The following is a 22,142-nucleotide window of genomic DNA, read 5'->3' as shown; positions in this document are numbered from 1 at the left end:
AGATGGTAAGGCGGTTGAAAGTTTGAGGCAGCTTCGCTCGGCAGACAATGAAATTGACCGCATGGCGCGGATGGCACTTGTGACATGCGGCGCGGCAAGCGCCTGGAAGTACCTGGTCCCAGTACACAAAAATGGCGTTACGGCGAAAGCGTACGTGGCGCGGCGGGCGCAATTGAGTACTATCGCGTCGACATTCATGACCGGTGCAAAGGAATGCATATCCGTAACGAACAGCTCGCCGAGCTGCTGAGTCTCACCGCACACAATCTGTCGCAGCTGTCCGAGGCGCTGACAACGTTCTCCTTGGAGTTGATGGCCAGCGAGGACCCGGCCGTGCGCATCGCCAGTCGCCGAATGGTGTCTCGTGTCTCGGCGATTCAGGCGGTCTTCGATCAGAAGTCGAGCGTGCTTCTCGCGACGCCATCCGGTCCGTTGGCGTCGCATGCGATCGCCGATTCGGCGCCAAATGACGGTGCTGAAAGCACCGCTGAGCAGCCCCCGCCCCCGGAGCGCTAACGCAACGACTGCCGCAGCCGCGACAACGCACCGAGGAAAAACACCGCGCCAATCCCCAGCAGCGCCAGCAGTTGTGGCCAGATCACCGAGACGCCGGCGCCACGAAACAAAATCGCCTGCGCCAGTTCGACGAAATGGGTGGTCGGCGCCGCCAGCATGATGTGCTGGATCAGTGCGGGCATGCTTTCGCGCGGGGTCACACCGCCGGAGAGGATCTGCAACGGGATCAACGTGAGAATCACCAGCAGACCCAGTTGCGGCATGGAGCGCGCCACCGTGCCGAAGAAAATGCCCATGGACGTGGCGGCGAACAGATGCAGCGCGGCGCCGCCAACGAACAGCAGCAGCGAGCCTTGAATCGGGATATCGAGCCACCCCTCGACCACGAAGCGCAGCGCGAACGCCGCGGCCGCCAACACCACCAATCCCATCGCCCAGACCTTGCCGACCATGATTTCGAACGGCGTCACCGGCATCACCAGCAGGTGCTCGATGGTGCCGTGCTCACGTTCGCGGATCAGGGCGGCGCCGGTGAGGATGATCGCCAGCATGGTGATCTGGTTGATCACCTCGTTCACGGCGCCGAACCAGGCCCGATTCAGGTTGGGGTTGAAGGCCGTGCGCACGACGGCTTCGACCGGCAGCGCATCAACACTGCGGTAGCGCCGGACGAAGTCGGCGGTCTCGCTGGCGATGATCTGCTGGATCTGTCCGGCCCCGGTGAACGCCTGGCTGACCTGGGTGGCGTCGACATTGAGCTGGATCGTCGGCTGGCGACCGGCCAGTAAATCTGCCTGGAAGTTCGGCGGAATGTTCAGGGTGAAGGTATAGAGGCCAGCATCCATGCCGCTGTCCATCTGCTGCAGGGTGATGGCCTTGGGCTCGATGAAGTAGGGCAGCTGGAAGGTGTTGACGATACGCAGCGAGGCCTGCGAGCGATCCTCGTCGACGACGGCGATGCTGGCGCGGTGCGGCGCCTCGGGCACGGCAGTGGCGCCTTCGTAGATGGCCAGGGTGAATGAATAGATGATCAGCACCAACATTGCCGGGTCGCGGTAGAGGCTGCGCAGCTCTTTGAGGCCGAGCTGGATGATATTGCTGAGCTTGCGCCGGACATTGGCCATGTTATTTCTCCTGCTTGCGCAGGCCTGCGACGCTGAGCAGAGTCAGTAGCGGAATCGCCAGGAGCATCGGGATGAAATAGGGGTACAGGTCGGCCAGGCCCAGCGCCTTGGAAAACACCCCGCGGCTGATGATCAGAAAATGGCTGGTGGGATAGAGTTTGCCGATAAAGGCGCCAAACCCTTCCATCGCCGAGGTCGGGTGGATCAGCCCGGAAAACTGGATCGCCGGCAGCAAGGTGACGATGGTGGTGCCGAAAATGGCGGCGATCTGGCTGTTGAGGATCGACGACATCAACAGGCCCAGCCCGGTGGCGCAGGCGACATAGAGCAGGGCGCCGAGGCAGAGGGTCAGAATGCTGCCCTTGATCGGGATGCCGAAGACGAACACCGCCAGCAGTGCCAGGGTGGCGAAGTTGAACATGCCCAGGGCGATGTAGGGCAGCTGCTTGCCGAGTAGGAACTCCAGGCGGGTGGTCGGGGTGACGTAGAAGTTGGTGATCGAGCCCAACTCCTTCTCTCGCACGACACCGAGGGCGGTGAGCATCGCCGGAATCATCATCAAGAGCAGCGGAATCATCGCTGGCGCCATGGCCGGCAGGCTCTGCACGTCGGGGTTGTAGCGATAGCGGATGGTGACGTCCGCCGGTGCCAGTTGCCCGTCAACGCCGGCTTCGCGGGCCAGTTGCTGCAGGTAGGTCAGATGGATGCCCTGTACGTAGCCTTTGATGGTGTCGGCCCGCATCGGCATGGCGCCATCGATCCAGAACGCGACCTGAGGCACGGCCCCGCGTTTGAGGTCGCGGCCGAAACCGGGCGGGATTTCCACCGCCAGGCTGATGTCGCCGCTGCGCAGGCGTGCGTCCAGTTCGGCATGGCTGGCCAGCGCCGGCTTTTCCAAGAAGTAGCGCGAGCCGGCGATGTTCTGCAGGTAATGCTGGCTGGTGGTGGTCCGGTCACCGTCGAGCACGGCATAGGCCAGGTTTTCCACGTCGAAACTGACGCCGTAGCCCATGATGAACATCAGCAGCACGCTGCCGAGCATCGCCAGCGTTGCGCGGATGGGGTCGCGGCGCAGTTCCATCGCCTCGCGGCGGGTATAGCTGAGCAGCCGACGCAGGCTGAAGCGGGGCTGGCGGCCACTGTTGCTTGTCGCTTCGATCGAATCGTGCGTAGCGGTTGAGGCGGCTGCTGGCTGTTCGACGGCGTGCGCCGCGGCGGCTTCCTTCAGATAGGCGATGAAAGTCGCTTCAAGGGTCGGCAGCCCGCGCTTGGCCATCAAGGCTTGCGGCGTGTCGCTGTCCAACACCCGACCGGCGTGCATCAAGGAGATTCGGTCGCAGCGTAGCGCCTCGTTCATAAAGTGGGTCGAGATGAAAATCGTGACGCCGTCTTCTCGTGACAGTTGCACCAGCAGTTCCCAGAAGCCGTCGCGGGCCACCGGATCGACGCCGGATGTGGGCTCGTCGAGAATCAGAATTTCCGGGTTGTGGATCACGGCCACCGCCAACGACAGGCGCTGGCGCACGCCCAACGGCAAGCGACTGGGCAGGCTGCCGGCGTCGTCGCTGAGATCGAAGCGCGTGAGCATCTCCTGCACGCGTGAACCACGCCGTTCGGCCGGTAGGTGGAAGAGCCGGGCGTGCAGGTCGAGGTTCTGCCTTACGGTCAGCTCGCTGTATAGCGAGAAAGCCTGGGACATATAGCCGACCCGCTGGCGGGTCTGCATGTCGTGCGGATCCACCGGCTTGCCGAACAGCAGCGCTTCCCCCTCGCTGGCCGGCAGCAGGCCGGTGAGCATTTTCATGGTGGTGGTCTTGCCGCAGCCGTTGGAGCCGAGAAAGCCGAAGATCTCGCCGCGGGCGATGCGGAAATTGACCTGATCCACCGCGACGAAATCGCCGAAGCGCATGGTCAGCCCATGAGCCTCGATCGCAACACTGTCGCTGGGCGGCTGCGGCGGGATGACCAGCTCGCGGTGCTGGCTGCGTTTGGCTTCCGGTAGCAGGCGGATGAAGGCCTGCTCCAACGAGTCGCTGCCGGTGCGCTCAAGCAGCTCGGCGGGCGTGCCGGTGGCGAGCACCTGGCCGGCATCCATCGCCACCAGATGGTCGAAGCGCTGTGCCTCATCCATGTATGCAGTGGCCACCAGCACGCTCATCTGCGGCCGCTCTCTGCGGATGCGCTCGATCAGCTCCCAGAACTGCGCACGTGACAGCGGATCGACGCCGGTAGTGGGCTCGTCGAGAATCAGCAGGTCGGGGTCATGGATCAGCGCGCAACAGAGGCCGAGTTTCTGTTTCATGCCGCCGGACAGTTTGCCCGCCGGCCGCTCGAGAAAGGACGCGAGACCCGTGCTGCGGGTCAGTTCGGCAATGCGCCAGCGGCGCTCCTCGGCCGCCTGGCCGAACAGGCGGCCGAAGAATTCGAGGTTTTCGAAAACAGTGAGCGTTGGATAGAGGTTCTTGCCCAGCCCTTGGGGCATGTAGGCGATGCGCGGGCAGACCCTGCGCCGGTGGCCGGCTTCCGCGATGTCGCCGCCGAGTACGCGTAGCGTGCCCTGCTGCAGCTTGCGCGCCCCGGAGATCAACGCCAGCAGGCTGGACTTGCCCACTCCATCGGGGCCGATCAGGCCGACCATGCATCGCACGGGCAAGGTTAGCGTCAGCTCGTCCAGCGCACGCGTCTTGCCGTATTGCAGGCTGACCCCGGCAACCTGCACCACCGGATCGAGCGGCTCGCTCATGGCGTCACATTGATCTGCAGATGGGTGGGCCACTCGCCGTCAGCGTCGAGCTTCAGATAGGCCATGCCCGGCAGGCCGGTCTTGACCTGCTCCATGTGGCGCTTGAGCAGTTCGGGATCGATGCGCGCCTTGACCCGAAACATTAGCTTTTCGCGCTCGCTTTCGGTTTCCACGGTCTTCGGTGTGAATTGCGCCACGCTGGCCACATAGCTGACTTTGGCCGGAATTACGTACTGCGGGGCGGCGTCGATCACCAACCGCACCTCGGCGCCGATCGCCACGCGTCCGGCCTGACGTTCGGGCAGAAAGAAGGTCATGTAGACGTCGGCCAGATCGACCAGATTGAGCAGCTTGCCGCCCGCGCCGAGGACTTCGCCGGGCTGCGCCACTCGGTATTGCACACGAGCCACCCGGTGGCTCTTCAGTTCGCTGTCACGAATGTCCGCTTGCAAGCGCTCAACGCCGGCTTGTGCCGCCTCGACAGCCGAACGCGCCTCGATCACCTGGGATTTCGCTGCGGCAATGCCGGCGTCGGCGGAGATCACTTGAGCGCGCGCGGCCGCGAGCGCCGCCTGGGCGCTTTGCATGGCGGCGAGGTCATCGTCGAGTTGCTGGCGCGCCATGGCGTTGCGCGCCACCAGGGTTTCGGTCCGTTGGTGGCGCTTCTGGGCCGCGGTCAGTTCAGCTCGGCGCTGGGTCACCACGGCTTCGGCGGTGGCACGCTCGCTTTCCCGCTGGGCGACCATGGCCTCTGCGGTAAGGATGGCATTCTCGCCTTGACGGACCTGCGCACGCGCTTGGTTCAGTTGTGCCTGAAGCACATCGGTATCCATACGTGCCAGTACCTGGCCCGGCTGGACGAAATCACCCTCGTCCACGAGGATTTCAAGCACTCGGCCCGGGTTCTTGGTGGCGATATCAATCTCGGTCGCTTCGATGCGACCGTTACCGCTGGCGAACCCTTCGCCAAGACCGCTGGGGCGCAATTCGCTCCACAGCAGCGCCCCGATGACGGCAATCACGGCGGCGGCTGCGAGAACCTTGAGTGCGGCTCGGGTGCGTGGCTGACTCATGACTCTGCTCCGGCAATTAAACGTCCGGGGTCATCTTAGGCGCTCTAATACGCTACTTGTGTGTATCTGGATCAATTCCGAGGCGATTAGCGCCTACCGTCCGGCAGTTGCTCAGGGCAGTTGTCGGGCATGGCTCAGCGTCCATTCGAGAATGTCGGCACTGAGCCGGTCACTGGCCTGGCCGAAGGCCTCGACCACGCTTTCCACGCGGGGATCGGCGCTCGGCTGGCGAACTTCAAAGCGACGGTTGGCCAGGGTGCGTTGGTCGTTGCGATTGACCAGCCGCGCGTCGAGGGTGATCACCACGTCCGGCTTGCCGTCAATGTAGACGGTCTGAAAGGCGCGCAGATCGCTGTGCAGGCTGAGGTCGGCGTAGAGATTGACGTCTTCGTTGCTTACCGAAGGCATGCGTCCGTCGCGCTGGAAGGCTTCGATCAGGCGGTCACGCAGCAACACTGGCGCAGCGTCGGCCCAGCGTGCGCCGCCGTAAGCGCTGATCTGGTTGCCCTGCGGCACGACGGCGATGCGCTGCCCGGAGAGAATCCTGCTGGCCTGCGGCGTGTTGATACGCAGCGCCTGCTGGACGGTCGGCTCGCTGGCTTGCTGCGGCGTCGGTGAGCTCGGCAGCAGGAAGATCCGCAGGGTCTCGGATTCCGGCAGAACCGAACAGGCCGTGAGCGCCGTGATCAGTCCGAACAGGATGACGAGGACCACGGAACGGTAGCGAAGGCTCATGGATTGAACTCCTGTAATTTATCTCGGCCGAGCAGGAACCCCCTGGGGTTGTCTTCCAGACGCTGGGTCACCCGGCGCAAGGCGGCGAGGGTAGTGCGCAACTCATTGATCGCCGGTCCCAGTTCGTTGAAGCCCTGCATGCCGTTGTTCAGCGCGCCCTGGTTGTCCTCGAGCAGCGTATCCAGGCGCGCAGTGGCGCGATCCAGGGCTTTCATCGAGTGTGCCGCGCTGGCGAGCACGCTGCGACCCTGATCGTCGAGCAGGCCGTTGGCGTTGCGCGCCAGGCTCGACAGCTCGCTCATCACAGTGTTGGCCTGCTGGCTCAGCTGATTGAACTGCTCGAGCGTCTGCGCCAGGTCGCCGCGCTGTTCGGACAGCACGCTAGTGGCCTGCTCCAGGTGTTCCAGGGTGCGGCTCAAGCGCGTGGTGTTCTCCTCGGAGAAGATCTGATTGGCACTGAGCAAGAGGTTATTGATGTTGCTCAGCAGGTCCTCGCCGTTTTCCAACAGCGCGCTGAGCGGCGAGGGATCGGCGACGATCAACGGCGGGTCGTCGGGATCGCCTGCCAGGCGTGGACTCTGCGGGGTGCCGCCATGCAGCTGGATAACCATGCTGCCGGTGATGTTGGCCAAAGCCAGGCGCGCCTGGGTGTCGGTCTTGATCGGCGTGCCGCCATAGACGCGGATGCGCGCGCGGACCTTGCGCGGGTCATCCGGCTCCAGCCACAGCTGGACGACATCGCCGACCTTGATGCCGCTGTATTCCACCGAGCTGCCGCTCGACAGTCCGCTGACCGTCTGGCTGAAGCCGATGTCGTAGTAGCTGTATTCACGATCGATGCTCGATTTGCCCAGCCACAGCGCGAACAGCAGCGCGCCGCCGACCGCGATCACGGTGAACAGTCCGATCAGGACGTGATGGGCTCGGGTTTCCATTCAGGGCATCTCCAGCTTTGGCGCAGCGTCGTGCGCGGCGCGGCCACGCGGGCCGTGAAAATATTCGCGAATCCAGGCGTCCTCGGTGGCGGCCACGGTTTCGAGGGTATCGACCACCAGCACGCGCTTCTGTGCCAGCACGGCGACGCGGTCGCAGATGGTGTAGAGCGTATCCAGGTCGTGTGTGACCAGGAACACGCTGAAGCCCAGCGCATCACGCAGGGTCAGGATCAACTGATCGAAGGCGGCCGCGCCGATCGGGTCGAGGCCGGCGGTCGGCTCGTCGAGAAACAGCACCTCCGGATCCAGCGCCAGCGCCCGGGCCAGCGCCGCGCGCTTGACCATGCCGCCGGACAACTCGTCGGGGTACTTGCAGGCGGCATCCGGCGGCAGGCCGGCCAGCGCCAGCTTCTGCCGCGCCAGGTGTTCGGCATCGGCCCTTTTAAGGCCGATGTGCTCGATCAGCGGCAGGGCGACGTTTTCCTGCAGGTTGAGCGAGGTGAACAAGGCGCCACGCTGGAACAGTACGCCAAAGCGTCGTTCGATCTCCGAGCGGTGTTGGCCGGACAGCTTCAGCAGGTTCTCGCCGAACACCTTGATGCTGCCGGCGTTGGGCTGACGCAAGCCGACGATGCTGCGCAGCAATACCGACTTGCCGGTGCCGGAGCCGCCGACCACGCCGAGAATCTCGCCGCGGCGGATATCCAGGTCGAGATTGACGTGCACCGCCTGGCTGCCGAAGCGGTTGACCAGGCCTCGCACCTGGATCACAGGCTCGCCAGCCATCACCAGCCCATCTCCATGAAAAACAGCGCGGCGATCGCATCGATCAGGATCACCATGAAGATCGACTGCACCACGCTGGAGGTGGTGTGCTCGCCTACCGACTGCGCGCTGCCGCTGGCTTTGAAACCTTCCAGGCATCCAATCACGGCGATCAGAAAAGCGAATACCGGCGCCTTGCCGAGGCCGACCAGAAAGTGGTTGAGCGGGATGTCGCGCTGCAAGATGGTGAAGAACATCGCCGGCGAGATATCCAGCGCCAGGGCACAGACGGTCAGCCCGCCGACGATGCCGCTGAGCATGCCGATAAAGGTCAGGATCGGCAGGGTGATCAGCATCGCCAGCATGCGCGGCAGTACCAGAAGCTCGATCGGGCTGAGGCCCAGGGTGCGAATGGCGTCGATTTCCTCGTTGGATTTCATTGCTCCGATCTGCGCGGCGAAGGCGCTGGCGGTGCGCCCGGCGAGCAGGATCGCGGCCAGCAGTACGCCGAATTCGCGCAGGAAGGAAAACGCCACCAGGTTGACCGTGTAGATGGTCGCGCCGAAATCGGCCAGCACCGTGGCGCCGAGAAAGGCCACCACGGCGCCGACCAGAAAGGTCAGCAGTGCAACGATGGGTATCGCATCCAGCCCGGTCTGCTCGATATGCGCCACCAGCGAGGTGATCCGCCATCGGCGCGGGCTGAGGCTGACGCTGAACAATGTCTGCAGGGTCAGGCCGATAAAGCCGAGCAGGGTGCGTTGCTGGTTCCAGACACTGGAAACGCTGCGGCCCACGTGAGCCAGAACATCGGCAAACCCGTTGGTTTCAGGCTTCTGTTGTGCTTGCGGCTTATCCAGCGCGGCGGCGACGGTTTTCAGCAGCGCGTGACGTTCCGCGGGCAGTTCCGGCGCCCAATCGCTCAGGCGGGCCACCCGCGCCGGGCCGAGCAGCTCCGCCAGCAGCCCGGCGCCGGCGGTATCCAGTTCGCCGAGCCCATGCAGATCGACCTGATCGGCATCGGTCACCTGACGGCGAGCCCGTTCCACCTGACGCCGGAGGATGGCGTAGTGCGGCAGCGTCCAGTCGCCCTCGACCGCCAGAATGATGGCCTGGGTATCGCTGTTCGGGCGCCGCTGTAGGTTGCCGGGCGGCGAAGTGGGGTGCGTCAAAATGCTATCCCGTCATGCAAGTGGCGATGAAAGGCACGCGCCTGGTCGCCGAGGTATTTTCGCCAGACGCTTATGGTTCGGACCCTACTCGCGCGGTTCCGTTTAGCCGGTTGCCCGTATGGCGGCACTTGGTCGAAAGGGCGCAATTTGTTACAGGAGAGCGCGAACTATCGATGGGTTTAGGCCTCCATAGCGTGCACGCCGACGGCCATGCTCGGTACGCATCGCGTCGAAGGGCTGCTATCTTACGCCGCCTTTGCTGGCGTCAGCATTACGCCCGGTATTCGGGGCCTGCCAATCTTTTCGTCTATTTCCACGATTCCAGCGAGGCTACCGGTTGCCTATGAATTGCTTGCGTTTCCTGCCGTTTCTCGCGGTTCTGGCGGTCATCGTCTTCAGCGGACTCCGCCCGGAACCCATTCCGCAAGTGTTCGATCAGCAGGACAAGCTGCATCACATGCTCGGTTTCGCCGCCCTGATGTTTTCGCTGCGTCTGGCGTTTTCGCAATGGAGCGCCATTTGGTCGGTCGCCGCCAGCGTGGGCGTTTCCGCTCTGATCGAGGTCGCTCAGGGCCTCTTGCCCAATCGCGAGGCGTCGCTCGGCGACATGCTGGCCAATACGCTCGGGGTCCTGCTTGGCTGGGGCTGCTCGTACCTGGCGTATCAGTGGTACCTGCGGCGGATCGGCGTGACCACCGAACCCGAGGTGCCTGATCCGGCAGAGCGTCTCGGCCATCCCGAACGCCCCTGAGCCGGCTTCATGATCGCGCGGCCGATTGGTCGGCCGAGCCGCCGCGCAATGTCTGTCGGGCTGTGCCAGCCAGCACTGCGGTCAGAACCATGGCGACGATCGCACCGGCCGTGGCCAGGGCCATGTCTTTCTGCGGGTCCCAGCGATCCTGCTGGGTGGCGAGAAAGGTTCGGCCCTCCGCTGCGCTGAGTGTCTCTGCACCGAACCATTCGATCAATTCGTAGATCGCCGAGGTCGAGAGCACGATATCCACCGGCAGCAGCAGGCTCCAGAGACCGGGGCGCAGGCCCAGACGGATCAGCACTTCGCGGATCGGGTAGGCCAACAGCAAGCCGTAGCTGAGGTGGGCCAGCCGGTCGAACTGGTTGCGCTCCCAGCCAAATGCCTGGTTCAGGCTGTCTCCCGTCAGCGCTTGCCACCAGTCGTCGTAGGGCACCTTGGCATAGGTGTAGTGTGCGCCCAGCTGATGGATGCACAGATAAATGACGATCAGTGTCGCTGCCAAAGGCGAGGGCAGGTAATGCCGATGACCCAGTAGCAGGGCGACGGCCAGCACGAGCACTAGCTGGTTTTCCAGCAGCCAGTCATGACGATCCACGGGCGCGATGGCCAGCGCGCCCCATATCGCCAGGAACGACAGCAACAGCGTCAGCAGATAGCGTCGGTGACTGCGGTCGGCATCCATGTTCTCTCCTCGAACGTCATGTACCCATCCGTTTGGACCAGCGCAACGACGAGAGAATCCGTTAGCCCTTCTGACGACTCGATGCCAGCGGGAGCGCGCCGCTATCCAACTTTTTGGCGCGCTTGTGGGTCACACGAACGGGACCTTGGACGAGCAGGACCATGTGGCTTCAGCTGTGCGAAAACCTTCTGCGAGCGCGACAGTGGCGGCGCTGCTTCTGCTTGGTGCAGATGGCATTGCTGGCCGCCTGCGACGGTCGGCAATCGGCGCTCGACCCCGCCGGAACCGGTGCCGAAAGCATCGTCGTGCTGTTCTGGTGGATGTGCGGCGGTGCAGCGCTGATCTGGGTCGCGGTGATGGGCATCGCCGTCTATTCCACCCAGGCGCACCCCGAGGCGCACGGCATTCGCAGCGCGCGCTGGCTGATCTTCGGCGGCGGCATCCTCTTTCCCATCGTCGTGCTCACCGCGCTTCTGGTTTACGGACTGATGCTGATGCAGCCACTACGCTCGACCGCCAACATCGCTCTGCGGGTGGATGTATCCGGGGAGCAATGGTGGTGGCGGGTGCGCTACCACACGGATACGGGAGAAGCAGTGGAGTTGGCCAACGAGATCCGCTTGCCGGTCGGCCAGCGGGTGGCCTTCAACCTGACCAGCCCGGACGTCATCCACTCGTTCTGGATTCCCTCGCTGGGCGGTAAGGTGGACATGATCCCCGGCCGCAGCAATCAACTGGCGCTGGAGCCAACCCGTACCGGCACCTTTCGCGGCGTCTGCGCCGAGTTCTGCGGCACGTCCCACGCGCTGATGGCCTTTCCAGTGGTAGTGATGGAGCCGGCGGCTTTCGATGCCTGGCTCGCCGGGCAGGCGAAGCCGGCGCCGGAGCCGCAATCGGCGCTGCAGCGCCAGGGCCAGCGGGCCTTTCTCAGCAATGGCTGCGGCGCCTGCCATCGGGTGCGCGGCACCGAGGCGGACGGCACGGTCGGCCCCGACCTGACCCATGTCGGCAGTCGCCTGAGCCTCGCCGCCGGTACGTTGCCCGCCGATATCGAAGCTTTCCAGCGCTGGATCGGCCATACCGGGCAGATCAAGCCCGACGTCAGGATGCCCACGTTCGGCATGTTGCCCAATGACCAGCTGACGGCCATGGCGCACTACCTGAAGGGGCTGGAATGAGCGAGCCGATCGAATACCGCGACCCGCAGGAGCAAGCCCGCGCCGAAGCGCAGGCCGAGCGCCTCGCCGCGGCCTGGAAGACGCCCACTGGTTGGCGCTACTGGTCGGCGGTGAACAACACCGAGGTCGGGCTCTGGTACACCGGCGTGTCGTTCCTGTTCTTTCTCTTCGCCGGCGTGCTGGCGATGCTGATCCGTGCGCAGCTGGCGGTGCCGGACAACGATCTGCTGTCGGCCGAAACCTATAACCAGGTGTTCACCCTGCACGGCTCGGTGATGATGTTTTTGTTTGGCGTGCCGATCTTCGAGGCTTTCTCGATTCTCATCCTGCCGCAGATGCTCGGGGCGCGGGATCTGCCGTTTCCGCGGCTGTCAGCCTACGGCTTCTGGTGCTTCATCATCGGCGGCGTATTCGTCTGCGGCTCGATCTTCTTCGGTGTTGCGCCCCAGGGCGGCTGGTTCATGTACCCGCCGCTGACCACCACCTACCAGGAAGGCCTCGGTGCGGACATCTGGCTGCTCGGGCTGTCGTTCATCGAAGTGTCGTCGATCGCGGCGGCGGTGGAGCTGATCGTCGGCGTGCTGAAAACGCGGCCGCCGGGCATGCGCATCAACCTGATCCCGCTGTACTCCTGGTACATCCTGGTGGTCGCCGGGATGATCCTGTTTGCATTTCCACCGCTGATCGCGGGCGACCTGCTGTTCGAGCTGGAGCGCGCTTTCGACTGGCCGTTCTTCGATGCCAGCCGCGGCGGTGATCCGCTCTTGTGGCAGCACTTGTTCTGGATCTTCGGCCATCCCGAGGTCTACATCATCTTCCTGCCCGCCGTGGCGCTGGTGGCGACCATCGTGCCCACCGCCTCGGGGCGGCCGATCGTCGGCTATACCTTCATCGTGCTGGCCGCGGTGGGTACCGGCTTCATCAGCTTTGGGCTGTGGGTGCATCACATGTTCACCACCGGCATGCCGGGCATCTCACTGGCGTTCTTCTCGGCGGCGTCCGAGGCGGTGGCGATTCCCACCGGGGTGCAAATCTTCTGCTTTCTGGCGACAGCGCTTGCCGGGCGCTTCGTCAAATCGGTGCCGATGCTGTTCGTCGCCGGCGCGCTGGCGATTTTCGTGCTGGGCGGGCTGACCGGGGTGATGGTGGCGCTGGCGCCGTTCGACTTCCAGGCCCACGACACCTACTTCATCGTCGCCCACCTGCATTACGTGCTGATCGGCGGCATGCTGTTCCCAGTGATCGCCGGGCTCTACTACTTCTTCCCGTTGGCGATGAGCAAGACGCTATCGGATCGCCTCGGGCGGATCGCCTTCTGGCTGATGTTCGTCGGCTTCAACATCGCCTTTCTGCCGATGCACTTCACTGGCCTGCTGGGCATGCCGCGGCGCGTCTATACCTATGCGCCGGACATGGGCTTCGATGTGCTCAACATGGTGTCCACTGTGGGCGCCTTCATCCTCGCCGCCGGCGTCGCGGTGTTGGTCTGGGACGTCATGCGGCCCAAGGGCAAGCAACCCTACAGTGCACGCAATCCGTGGAATGCCGGTACCCTCGAATGGCTGGCGGAGATGCCCGGCAGGCCCTGGGGCTCGCGCTCGATCCCGATCATCAAGAGCCGCTACCCGCTGTGGGACCAACCCAACCTGATGCGCGACGTCGACGCCGGGCGCTTCTATCTGCCGGATGCCGAAGAAGGCAAGCGCGAGACGCTGATCAGCAGCATCATCGATGCCGAGCCAATCCAGTGCCTGCGCGTGCCGGGCCCGACCTTCCTCAGCATGTGGGCGGCGATCTTCACCGGGGGGCTGTTCATCTTCGCCACTTACAGCTGGTACGTCGCGGCGTTGGTCAGCGGTGGCCTGGCGCTGGTCACCATCCTGATATGGCTGTGGACCGGCACCGCGATGATCCCGGAGAAGCCGCGCAAGGACATCGGTCTGGAGGTGTCGCTGCCGCTGTATGCCTCAGGCGCCAAATCGGTGGGCTGGTGGGCCACCTTCATCACCATGATCGGCGACATGAGTGCCTTCGCCAGCCTGGTGTTCGGGTACTTCTTCTTCTGGACCGTGCATGAGGACTTTCCACCGGCCAACGCTGCCGGTCCCGGTGTGTTCTGGCCGATGATCGCGTTGGGGCTGATTCTCTGCGCCTGGGCGCTGACGCTGCTGGCCCGGCGCTGCAACGCTCGGGACCAGGCCGCGGGTTTCTATCTCGCACTGGGGCTGGCGGCGCTGCTCACCCTGGTGGGCGCCTGGTCACTCTGGGCCGGGCCTCATTTCAGCGGGCTCGACCCAACCCGCGATGTCTACCCCGCGACGGTCTGGGTGTTGGTGCTCTGGTGCCTGCTGCACCTGGCGGTCGGGCTGGTCATGCAGCTGTATTGTCTGGCGCGTCGCGCCGCAGGCCGCATGACTGCCGCTTACGACATCGATATCCACAACGTCGCGCTCTATTGGCATTTCATGGCCATTACCCTGGGTGTGACCGTCGCGGTCATCGCCGGATTCCCGGAGCTCGCATGAACGAACAACCTGAACGCACATTCGAGGCCCAGCCCGAACCCGCGCCGCAGCTGCGAGACTCCCTGTGGCTGCTGACCCTCGGGCCGGCGATCTGGGCGGTGCACTTTCTGCTGTGCTACGTGGCGGCGGCGGTCTGGTGCGCCAAGCTGGCGGGGCGCGCCGGCCCGTTGGGTGATCTGCGCACCGCCATTGGCGTGCTGACGCTGGTCGCCCTGGTGGGCATCGCATTGGTCGGCTGGCGTGGCTGGCGCGGACATACCTTCGGCACGGCGACGGCGCCGCATGATTTCGATACCCCGGCCGATCGACATCGCTTCCTGGGCTTCTCGACGCTTCTGCTGAGCGGCCTGAGCTTCGTCGCCACGGTGTTCGTCGCGCTAAGCGTGGTCTTCATCGGGAGCTGCGAATGATCTGGCGTCACCTGTCGCTGATGTTGGGGCTGGTCACGCTGGCGGTGGTCTGGCTCGGTCCGCTGCCGGCCATGGCCGATCAGTTGTTCGTCGGGCATATGTTGATGCACGTGATGGTGGTGGCCGTGGCAGCACCATTGCTGGCGATCGGGCTGGCTGGCGGCCGGCTGGATCTGTCCAGCCGGATCCCGTTCGTTTTCTCACCGATTCTGGCCTCGGTGATCGAGCTGTTCGTGGTGTGGGCCTGGCACATGCCGGTGTTGCACCATGCGGCGCGAACCGCCACGGCCGCGCAACTGCTGGAGCAGGGCAGCTACCTGTTCGTCGGGTTGCTGGTGTGGCTCGCGGCGTTCGGTGGGGTCAGGCATCGCCGTGCCCTGGCCGGCATCGCCGGTCTGCTGCTGACCTCTATGCACATGACGTTGCTCGGCGTGCTGCTGGCGATGTCCAGCCGACCGCTGTTCGACCACACCGGCTCGGCACTGTCGGGTCTGAATCCGCTGGAGGACCAACAGCTGGGCGGCGTGATCATGCTGGTGTTCGGCGGCACCAGTTACCTGATCGGCGGGCTGTGTCTGCTCGGTGGGCTGTTACAGGACAAGCGCGATGTCGTTTCGCTCAGTTAGGTCGTTGTTCCGCCGGGCGGCGATGCCGTTGCGTCGCGGGTTGTGCTGGCTGACGGGTGGCTCCTGGCGGCGCGCGGCGGCGGGCGTCGCGCTGCTGACGGGGCTCGCCGGTGCGACTGCCGTGCTGCTGGCGTCGCTGGGACTGGTGCCGATCAGCGCCAGCTCCGGGCATTGGAAGGCGACCGGCTGGATGCTGCACTACGTGATGCGCCGCGCGGTCAGCACCCAATCGATGGGCATCGAGGTGCCGCCGCTCGACGATCCGGCCTTGGTGCTCAAGGGCGCCGGGCATTATCAAACCGGTTGCCTCGCCTGTCATGGCGCACCGGGACGCAAGCGCTCGCTGATCGTTCGGCAGATGACCCCCGAACCACCATTCCTGCCGTCGCGCATAGCGCATTGGGAGCCCCAGGAGCTGTTCCTTATCGTCAAGCATGGAGTCAAGTTCACCGCCATGCCCGCCTGGCCGGCGCCGCAGCGCGACGATGAAGTCTGGGCAATGGTGGCCTTCCTGCAAGCGCTGCCGGGCATGTCCGAGCAGCGCTATCGCGAGCTTGCGCTGGGGGATCGCACCGAGGACAGCCGCGGATCGAGGGCTGCCGAAAGTGCCAGACCGCGGGATGATGCGCTGGCGCCGGTGCTGGCCGACTGCAGTCGTTGCCACGGCGTCGACGGTAACGGGCGGGGCGGGCTGGTGCCACGCCTGACCGGGCAGAGCCAGGCCTATTTGCATGGCGCGTTGCGGGCCTATGCTCGAGGCCAACGCCACAGCGGCATCATGCAATCGGTGGCTGCGGGGCTCGAACCCTCCGTTCTGAAGGCGCTGGCCAGGCATTACGCCAGGTTGCCGGTGCCTGCCCGAGCGGATGAACCCCAAGCCTCCGCTGAAGCGCTGGAGCGCGGTCGTACCCTGGCCGAACGCGGCGTGCCGGAACGGGGTGTTCCGTCCTGCGTGCATTGTCACGGCCCGAAGCGCTCGCCGCGTAATCCGATGTACCCCGGCATTGCAGGCCAGTACAGCGGTTACCTGAAGCAGCAACTGGAATTGTTCACCGCCGGCCAGCGTGGCGGCAGTGAATACGCCAACGTCATGCATAGCGCCGCGCAGCGCCTCACGCCGGAGCAGATGCAAGCGGTGGCGGATTATTACGCTTCGTTGCCGTCAGACGCGTCAGCTTCCCTGACGGAAGAGGCGCCCAACCCATCCCAGCCACAACAGAGGTAACGATGTTCGACAAAATCGTCGAGGTGGTATCGGCGTTTGGCTATCTCGGCGTGTTCGCGCTGATGTTGCTGGAAAACATATTTCCACCGATCCCCTCGGAGCTGATCATGCCGCTGGCCGGCTTTGTCGCGGCACGTGGCGAGCTCAACTTCATCGGTGTGATCGCTGTCGGCACGACCGGTTCGGTGGTGGGTGCGCTGCCCTGGTACTACGCCGGCGCCAGGCTTGGCCAGGTGAGCATGAGGCGCCTGGCCAAACGCTGGGGGCATTGGTTGACGCTGTCGCCGGAAGATGTCGACAAGGCGAGTGCCTGGTTCGATCGGCATGGCAAAGCGGCGGTGTTTTTTGGCCGCCTGATGCCTGCGGTGCGCACGCTGATCTCGGTGCCGGCCGGTATCGTCGGTATGCCGATGCCCCTGTTTCTGCTCTATTCGAGCCTGGGTTCGCTGATCTGGACGGCCCTGCTGGCGCTGGCGGGTTTTGCGCTCGAATCGCAATACGAGAAGGTCGCGCAATACCTCGACCCGATCTCCACCGGCGTGGTGGTTCTGTTCGTCGTTTACTATCTGTACCGGCTGGTCCGCCAGCGATTTGCCCGGCATGGCTGACAGGTGGGCCGAAGCCCACGCTGCCCTTTCAGTGCCTCACCAGGCCAGTGCCATCAAGCTTCAGGCCGCGCCCACCGCCGCGTGGCGATCGTGGCGGATGCGCTCGCATTGATCGATCACAGCGAAGACCTGCTGCCACATCTGCTCGGACTGCTGCTTGAGCTGATCGGTACGGCTCTGGATCAAGCCCTTGATCCGCTCGGCATCGTCCGTCACCAGATCGATCTTGCGTTTGATTTCAGCCTCGTCGGTGGTGACCTGCACCAGCCCTTCGGGAAATCCGTAGTCCTCGAACAGCATCTGGTACTTGTGGCTCCAACCCGTGGCCAGCGCCGGCACGCCCTGGGACAGCGCACTGACCAGCCCATGGAAACGACTGCCCAGGGTGCCGCTGCAGGCGCCGAGGATGCCCTTGATCTCTAGCGCGCCGCTTTCCTTGACGATCGGGATGCCGCCGACGGCCGCCGACAACTCGTCGGCGAGCCGCTGATCATCCTTGCCTTCATGCACCAGGACGAAGGGCTTGGCGCCCTTCTCCAGCAGGTAGCGTGTGCAACTGATCAGAAACGGCAGGTAGGCATCGCGGGTCTGTTGGTCGGTTTTGTCGAGCATCCGGCAGTTGGGCACGATGCAGAAACGGTTCTGCTCGGTATCGAAATTCGCCGGCAACACGCCTTTGATCAGGTTGGTGAAGTCCGGCGACTGCTTGATCTTGCTCTGCTCGCCGACCAGGCCGGTCAGGTGCTCGTACGACACGCGCTCGCGCGGGAAGATCAGGTCTACATTCTCGACCACCGTCTTCATCGCAGCCTGGTTCTTCTCGGACTCGAACGGGCCCAGCGCCTGGGGCATGAGGATCACGCGGGTGCCGTTTTTCTTCCAGCGCTTGGCCGACTGGGCGAGTTCGGCGCAGGGGCTCTCGCCCCATTGATCGCTGTAGGCGAAGCCGGCCGCGTCGATGACCACATCGACCTCTTTATCCAGCACTACGCCATACATCTCACGAAGCTGGCGCGGCGCGAAATTGGCCAGCGTTCCCCATTGGATGCCATAGCGCCACAGCCAGGCCTTGGGGTAAAAACCCAGCTGGACCAGTTTGCGGAACGGCTGCTCGGCTTTCTTCGGAGTGGGTGCCATGACGAAGGTAGCGTCTGGATACCGGGCCTTCAGCTTCTGCAGCGCTGCATGCAACATCAGCTCAGCGCCTTTATTGACGAAGCCTGCCTTTCTGATCTCGATAATCATCGCTTACCTCAGTTGTATACGATCAAGTCTGTCTCGGTCTTCTTGTCCGAATAAGGAATCCCTCCCGTTGGATCGGCATAGCCCACGGCGAGCAGCATCACGGTGCGCTCGTGGTAGGCCAGGCCCAATATCTTCGCCAGTTGGCGCTCGCGTTCTTCGACGTCCGGCCAGTTGATCGAGCAGCTGGACAGGCCCAGGCTCTCCAGGGCCAGCATCAGCTGCATCGCTGCCAGCGAACCGTCGATATAGACCACGTGGCGGTCGCGCGCCTCGGGATAGCAGCCCAGATCGCCGACCACGGCGATCACGCACGGCAGGTTGTCGTGGAAGCCCGCCGTACCGCCGGCGCACTTGGCGACCTCGGCGGCCTTTTCCTTGCCGTTGCTGATATAGAAGCGGAACGGCTGACGGTTGCAGGCCGAAGGCGCCAGTGCGGCGGCGCGGACCGCCTGCTCCAGCAGTTCGCTGCTGACGGGCTTGTCCTGATACCAGCGCACCGAGCGGCGACGGCGGAACAGCACCATCAGCTCGTCGTAGCTGACCGGGCATTCCGGCAGCTGGCTGTGCGGGTAGGGCACGCAGCGGTTGTCGTCGTCGCGCTGCGTACCGGCGAACGCCTGCCTGGCCGAGTCGATGCGCGGCGTATTGCCGACCGCTGAGAAGTAGTCGGTGAGCACATCGTTGGCCCAGCGTTGCTGGCCGTTGACGATGCCTGCCTGGGCCGCGTCGGCAAAGCAGCGCACGGTGGGGCCGATGTAATCCTCCGCGAAGGTGGGGCGGCGCGGGCGCATGATCAAGCCTTTTTCCAGGCGGTGAACATTGCGCCGCAGAAAGGCGTCGTTCTCGCCCTTGCTCTGCATTCGCCGGGCGAAATTCAGACGTCCGAGCAGCACTGCACGGTGCTCGCGGTCGAACTCACGGCTGACGAAGCAGTAATACAGCGAGGCGAGAAAGCCGGTGCTGGAAAACAGCCGGACCAGAGCCAGGCCGGTGGTGCTCCGGGTCGCCTTGATCGCGTTCTTGACGGGATCAGGCAAGGCTCTGGCGATGGACATGAGGCTCATCGGGCGGCTCCTACGGCTTTGAATGCATAGCGAATGGGACTGACCATCGACTTGGTCATCATGAGAAAGACCGGGCGCGTTTTGCTGTGCACCAGCAGCGCAGCGTACGAAGCGACGGCATAAGAAATGAGGGTTGCCATAGCGGCGCCTTCACCGCCGTAGTGCGGGATCAGCAGCGCGTTCAGGCCAACATTGGCCAGCGCGCCGAGGCCTTGGGTGATCAGGGAAAACATCAGCGCCCCCTCGATCAGGATCCAGCGGCTGAACGCCGCGCGCATGAAGATGAATACGCCTGCCCAGATATGGATGGTGAGGATCGAGGCAGAGTTCTGGTACTCGGCGCCGAACAGCAGGGAAATCAGTGGCCCGGCGACGAGTGACACCAGCAGCGCAACGGCGATGGCCAGGATGAACAGCAGATCGAACAGCTGCTGGAAGCGCTGGTTGAAGCGGGCCGGGTCGGCCTCGTGCAGTTTGATCAGCTTGGGGAAGAAGGACGCGACGATGGCCGTTGGCAAGAAGTACCAGGCCTCCGACAGCTGTGCGGCCACGGCATAGACGCCCACTTCCTCGGCGCCGACCATCCACTTGAGCATCACCTGGTCGATCTTCATATAGACCACCGCGAAGATCGAGCCGAGATAGATGATCCAGCCCTGGCTGAGTAGCTCGCGCGCCCGTGCGAAGCTGGCTTTCCAGCTCATCAGTGAGACGCGCGTGGTGCCCTTGTAGAGCAGCGCGAGGATCAGCGCCGCCATGACGAACTGCGCCGTATGGGCAAAGGCGAAGGCCACCACGCCGGCACCGCTGACCACCATCAGCAGCTTCAGCCCGGCCGAGAGCAGGATCGCGCTGGACTTCGCAATGGCCGGGTATTTGGCCTGGACCTGCGACTGGAACCAGTATTCGACCACATCGAAGGTCTGGAAGAAGATTGCCGAGGCGACGATCAGCAGCATCCAGAACTCGGTGCCGCCTACCTTCTCGAAAAGCGAGGCATAGATCAGGATCAGCAGAAAGCCGAGGGTCATGCCGCTCAGCTTAAGCATGAAGGTGGTGCCCAGGGTTTCCGGAACCGCCGCCGGCTGCTTCACCACCTCACGCACCACCAGGCCCGCCAGGCCCATATGGCCGGCCGAGGCGAAGATGGCCGTCATCGAAATCGCGTAGGCGAGGATGCCGAACTGCTCAGGCCCCAGATAGCGGGCCAGCACGATCGCCATGACAAAGCCCACGCCGATGTTCAGCAGCCGCTCCGCCATCATCCACGAGGCGTTGAAAAAATAGAGTTTGAGTTTGTCGAAGATGCTTCTGATCGCTGTCATCAAGTGGCCTGGCTCCTCAAGGCGGGCTCCGTGGTGGCAGGCATTGCCTTTCAGTTGCGCTGGAGTGGCGACGCACAGCAGACCGCGTTTTGCCCCTCATGTTCCGGCACCAAGCAAACGCGCAGACGTAACGGTTGATTGCGCGCAGGCCCTGGCGAAAGGCCAGCGGTGGCTCGATACCCGACTGCACGCTGGGGGGCGGTACGAGCGATACGCGATCGTTCAACCCTGCGAATACCGCGCCCGCAATTTCCGCTCCGACCAGCTGCATCGGATGGCACGGGCGCCACGGCTACGGCGTTCGGCAGCGATCCGCTTAATCTGATGGCCTTTTCATTTCAAAAGTGGAACTTTTGCCATCACTGCATCTCTTAACCCTGCTGCCGTTGCTGGCCGCTCCGTGACCCGTTTCGACGCGTCATGAAGCGCCTAGCGCGGTGCCCAGCCTGCAACGTTTGGGTTGGGGTGAGCTGCCGCGAAGGATCTCGCAAGCGCCAGGTTCGGCGTAAGGAATTGCCGCAAGGAGCGGCCGAAAGGACAGGACACAGCCCTAAAAAAGCCCCACCTCTCTGGAGGTGGGGCTTTTTGTTTGTAGCGTCAGAAGTCGTAACTGGCGTGGCTAGAGGGTACGCAGTGCAAGCGCATCGCGACCGAAGCATCTCGTTGATGTGCCATGAACCAGCGGTGAGTTCTGCGAGATCGAAAGCTTCGGCCAAGGCATGCTCCTGTCACCTCGCACGGCGCCTTCTCACCGGCATACCTCTACTCCTCAGCACGGCCCGTCCCTTCACGATCATGCTCGTATCGCCTCGTGAGCGGGAACGGCGGCAACCAGGACTCGCGACGGACGACCCAGCTTTCATAACTTGGCATCAGTTGATCCGGGGCATCCAACGAGCCCAAGTTCACTTCGATTTCGTCTGCGGTGCGGGCGAAGACCGACGAGCCGCAGCGCGGACAGAAAAACCGCCCAGCGTAATCACGTGTTTCGCCTTCGATTACCACCGCGTCCTCAGGGAACACCGCAGCGGCGTAAAAAAGAGCCCCGTGATGCTTGCGGCAATCGAGGCAATGACAAAGGCCGACCCGGTACGGCGCGCCCGATGCCACAATTCGGACACCGCCGCAAAGGCAGCCACCTTTGTATTGGACCATGCTGCGCCTCCTCTTCAATCAGTCGCTCGGATTGTTTACCGCGACTTTTGCCGGACGTCCACGAACGGCGCCCGGCTTACGCGGTTATCGGCTTTACAGCATCGCCAGGCTGCAAGGAAAAGACCCCCGTCGTTTTTGATTGGCGACATCCGTGATTGTTCATCGGCATGCGGCGAGAGAACAGGCAGCGATGCTGCGAGAAGGCGGGGCGCTGGTTCCGAGCCGGTCGGTTCGTTTCGACCAAAGGGAATCGAAGTGACAAATCCCTTCCGGGAAACGTTC

General features: G+C 63.9%; 20 protein-coding genes. 8 read left to right on the top strand and 12 right to left on the bottom strand.

All coding sequences use genetic code 11. The features are described from left to right. Positions 1–84: 84 nt before the first annotated feature. Positions 85–516: a hypothetical protein gene (locus UF78_RS22480; protein WP_052679351.1), complete on the top strand. Its 432-nt coding sequence runs from the start codon at positions 85–87 to the stop codon at positions 514–516. Here the strand turns inward: UF78_RS22480 and UF78_RS21385 are convergent. From UF78_RS21385 to UF78_RS21355, 7 genes are all read right to left on the bottom strand, one after another. After that, a complete protein-coding gene (locus tag UF78_RS21385; protein ID WP_045164218.1) occupies positions 513–1,640 on the bottom strand; it encodes an ABC transporter permease in 1,128 nt (375 codons plus the stop codon). The genes UF78_RS22480 and UF78_RS21385 overlap by 4 nt on opposite strands. A 1-nt stretch (position 1,641) precedes the next feature. After that, positions 1,642–4,383, bottom strand: a complete 2,742-nt coding sequence (gene rbbA / locus UF78_RS21380) for a ribosome-associated ATPase/putative transporter RbbA (RefSeq protein ID WP_045164217.1) — start codon at positions 4,381–4,383, stop codon at positions 1,642–1,644. Next, positions 4,380–5,456 (bottom strand): HlyD family secretion protein, encoded by a 1,077-nt coding sequence (locus UF78_RS21375; RefSeq protein ID WP_045164216.1) that lies wholly within the window; start codon positions 5,454–5,456, stop codon positions 4,380–4,382. Before UF78_RS21375 ends, rbbA begins: the two co-directional genes overlap by 4 nt. Before the next feature lie 111 nt (positions 5,457–5,567). Next, complete coding sequence (locus UF78_RS21370) at positions 5,568–6,191, bottom strand: ABC-type transport auxiliary lipoprotein family protein (RefSeq protein WP_045164215.1); 624 nt, start codon at positions 6,189–6,191, stop codon at positions 5,568–5,570. Then, the gene (locus UF78_RS21365) at positions 6,188–7,126 is read right to left on the bottom strand and encodes an MlaD family protein (RefSeq protein ID WP_045164214.1); all 939 of its coding nucleotides are present in this window, start codon (positions 7,124–7,126) and stop codon (positions 6,188–6,190) included. The genes UF78_RS21370 and UF78_RS21365 overlap by 4 nt, the downstream gene beginning before the upstream one ends. Further along, the gene (locus UF78_RS21360) at positions 7,127–7,912 is read right to left on the bottom strand and encodes an ABC transporter ATP-binding protein (RefSeq protein ID WP_045164213.1); all 786 of its coding nucleotides are present in this window, start codon (positions 7,910–7,912) and stop codon (positions 7,127–7,129) included. After that, the gene (locus tag UF78_RS21355) at positions 7,912–9,063 is read right to left on the bottom strand and encodes an MlaE family ABC transporter permease (RefSeq protein WP_045164212.1); all 1,152 of its coding nucleotides are present in this window, start codon (positions 9,061–9,063) and stop codon (positions 7,912–7,914) included. The genes UF78_RS21360 and UF78_RS21355 overlap by 1 nt, the downstream gene beginning before the upstream one ends. Before the next feature lie 343 nt (positions 9,064–9,406). Here UF78_RS21355 and UF78_RS21350 point away from each other — a divergent pair, with 343 nt between their 5' ends. Next, positions 9,407–9,814: a VanZ family protein gene (locus tag UF78_RS21350; protein WP_045164211.1), complete on the top strand. Its 408-nt coding sequence runs from the start codon at positions 9,407–9,409 to the stop codon at positions 9,812–9,814. 7 nt (positions 9,815–9,821) lie between these two features. Here the strand turns inward: UF78_RS21350 and UF78_RS21345 are convergent, their stop codons facing one another. Further along, entirely contained in the window at positions 9,822–10,499 is a 678-nt protein-coding gene (locus UF78_RS21345; RefSeq protein WP_045164210.1) for a DUF2238 domain-containing protein, read from the bottom strand. Positions 10,500–10,660: 161 nt separating this feature from the next. On the opposite strand from UF78_RS21345, the gene coxB reads away from it, so the two are divergent. From coxB to UF78_RS21315, 6 genes are read left to right on the top strand one after another with little or no spacing between them, the layout of a single operon-like run. Beyond that, positions 10,661–11,677: a cytochrome c oxidase subunit II gene (gene coxB / locus UF78_RS21340; protein WP_080890673.1), complete on the top strand. Its 1,017-nt coding sequence runs from the start codon at positions 10,661–10,663 to the stop codon at positions 11,675–11,677. Then, positions 11,674–14,202: a cytochrome c oxidase subunit I gene (ctaD, locus tag UF78_RS21335; RefSeq protein WP_045164209.1), complete on the top strand. Its 2,529-nt coding sequence runs from the start codon at positions 11,674–11,676 to the stop codon at positions 14,200–14,202. Before coxB ends, ctaD begins: the two co-directional genes overlap by 4 nt. Then, positions 14,199–14,612: a hypothetical protein gene (locus UF78_RS21330; RefSeq protein WP_045164208.1), complete on the top strand. Its 414-nt coding sequence runs from the start codon at positions 14,199–14,201 to the stop codon at positions 14,610–14,612. The genes ctaD and UF78_RS21330 overlap by 4 nt, the downstream gene beginning before the upstream one ends. Then, positions 14,609–15,238, top strand: coding sequence for a cytochrome c oxidase assembly protein (locus tag UF78_RS21325; RefSeq protein ID WP_045164207.1), 630 nt, complete (start codon positions 14,609–14,611; stop codon positions 15,236–15,238). Before UF78_RS21330 ends, UF78_RS21325 begins: the two co-directional genes overlap by 4 nt. After that, positions 15,219–16,463, top strand: a complete 1,245-nt coding sequence (locus tag UF78_RS21320) for a c-type cytochrome (RefSeq protein ID WP_230623715.1) — start codon at positions 15,219–15,221, stop codon at positions 16,461–16,463. Before UF78_RS21325 ends, UF78_RS21320 begins: the two co-directional genes overlap by 20 nt. A gap of 2 nt (positions 16,464–16,465) precedes the next feature. After that, a complete protein-coding gene (locus UF78_RS21315) occupies positions 16,466–17,071 on the top strand; it encodes a DedA family protein (protein ID WP_045164206.1) in 606 nt (201 codons plus the stop codon). Between the two features lie 60 nt (positions 17,072–17,131). Here UF78_RS21315 and UF78_RS21310 read toward each other — a convergent pair whose 3' ends face one another. The 4 genes from UF78_RS21310 to UF78_RS21295 all read right to left on the bottom strand — a co-directional run bounded on the left by UF78_RS21310 (position 17,132) and on the right by UF78_RS21295 (position 21,860). Beyond that, positions 17,132–18,316, bottom strand: a complete 1,185-nt coding sequence (locus tag UF78_RS21310) for a polysaccharide pyruvyl transferase family protein (protein WP_045164205.1) — start codon at positions 18,314–18,316, stop codon at positions 17,132–17,134. Between the two features lie 8 nt (positions 18,317–18,324). Further along, on the bottom strand, positions 18,325–19,380 hold the full coding sequence (locus UF78_RS21305) for a nitroreductase family protein (RefSeq protein WP_045164204.1): 1,056 nt from the start codon (positions 19,378–19,380) through the stop codon (positions 18,325–18,327). After that, complete coding sequence (locus UF78_RS21300; protein ID WP_045164203.1) at positions 19,377–20,705, bottom strand: flippase; 1,329 nt, start codon at positions 20,703–20,705, stop codon at positions 19,377–19,379. Before UF78_RS21300 ends, UF78_RS21305 begins: the two co-directional genes overlap by 4 nt. A 762-nt stretch (positions 20,706–21,467) precedes the next feature. Beyond that, entirely contained in the window at positions 21,468–21,860 is a 393-nt protein-coding gene (locus UF78_RS21295; protein ID WP_045164202.1) for a GFA family protein, read from the bottom strand. Between the last annotated feature and the right edge of the window lie 282 nt (positions 21,861–22,142).

Source organism: Stutzerimonas stutzeri (assembly GCF_000952685.1).
GTDB classification, from domain to species: domain Bacteria; phylum Pseudomonadota; class Gammaproteobacteria; order Pseudomonadales; family Pseudomonadaceae; genus Stutzerimonas; species Stutzerimonas stutzeri_E.
Note: the sequence above shows the minus strand (reverse complement) of the source record. Positions and strands in the feature narration are given on the sequence as shown.

Bases quoted from the DNA above. Each gene is read 5' to 3' on its own strand.
- UF78_RS21370 (WP_045164215.1), bottom strand. From the start codon at position 6,191: ATGAGCCTTCGCTACCGTTCCGTGGTCCTCGTCATCCTGTTCGGACTG.
- UF78_RS21300 (WP_045164203.1), bottom strand. From the start codon at position 20,705: ATGACAGCGATCAGAAGCATCTTCGACAAACTCAAACTCTATTTTTTC.
- UF78_RS21350 (WP_045164211.1), top strand. From the start codon at position 9,407: ATGAATTGCTTGCGTTTCCTGCCGTTTCTCGCGGTTCTGGCGGTCATC.
- UF78_RS21365 (WP_045164214.1), bottom strand. From the start codon at position 7,126: ATGGAAACCCGAGCCCATCACGTCCTGATCGGACTGTTCACCGTGATC.
- UF78_RS21325 (WP_045164207.1), top strand. From the start codon at position 14,609: ATGATCTGGCGTCACCTGTCGCTGATGTTGGGGCTGGTCACGCTGGCG.
- UF78_RS21360 (WP_045164213.1), bottom strand. From the start codon at position 7,912: ATGGCTGGCGAGCCTGTGATCCAGGTGCGAGGCCTGGTCAACCGCTTC.
- UF78_RS21305 (WP_045164204.1), bottom strand. From the start codon at position 19,380: ATGAGCCTCATGTCCATCGCCAGAGCCTTGCCTGATCCCGTCAAGAAC.
- coxB (WP_080890673.1), top strand. From the start codon at position 10,661: ATGTGGCTTCAGCTGTGCGAAAACCTTCTGCGAGCGCGACAGTGGCGG.
- UF78_RS21295 (WP_045164202.1), bottom strand. From the start codon at position 21,860: ATGGTCCAATACAAAGGTGGCTGCCTTTGCGGCGGTGTCCGAATTGTG.
- UF78_RS21345 (WP_045164210.1), bottom strand. From the start codon at position 10,499: ATGGATGCCGACCGCAGTCACCGACGCTATCTGCTGACGCTGTTGCTG.
- UF78_RS21375 (WP_045164216.1), bottom strand. From the start codon at position 5,456: ATGAGTCAGCCACGCACCCGAGCCGCACTCAAGGTTCTCGCAGCCGCC.
- rbbA (WP_045164217.1), bottom strand. From the start codon at position 4,383: ATGAGCGAGCCGCTCGATCCGGTGGTGCAGGTTGCCGGGGTCAGCCTG.
- UF78_RS22480 (WP_052679351.1), top strand. From the start codon at position 85: ATGCGGCGCGGCAAGCGCCTGGAAGTACCTGGTCCCAGTACACAAAAA.
- UF78_RS21310 (WP_045164205.1), bottom strand. From the start codon at position 18,316: ATGATTATCGAGATCAGAAAGGCAGGCTTCGTCAATAAAGGCGCTGAG.
- UF78_RS21315 (WP_045164206.1), top strand. From the start codon at position 16,466: ATGTTCGACAAAATCGTCGAGGTGGTATCGGCGTTTGGCTATCTCGGC.
- ctaD (WP_045164209.1), top strand. From the start codon at position 11,674: ATGAGCGAGCCGATCGAATACCGCGACCCGCAGGAGCAAGCCCGCGCC.
- UF78_RS21320 (WP_230623715.1), top strand. From the start codon at position 15,219: ATGTCGTTTCGCTCAGTTAGGTCGTTGTTCCGCCGGGCGGCGATGCCG.
- UF78_RS21330 (WP_045164208.1), top strand. From the start codon at position 14,199: ATGAACGAACAACCTGAACGCACATTCGAGGCCCAGCCCGAACCCGCG.
- UF78_RS21385 (WP_045164218.1), bottom strand. From the start codon at position 1,640: ATGGCCAATGTCCGGCGCAAGCTCAGCAATATCATCCAGCTCGGCCTC.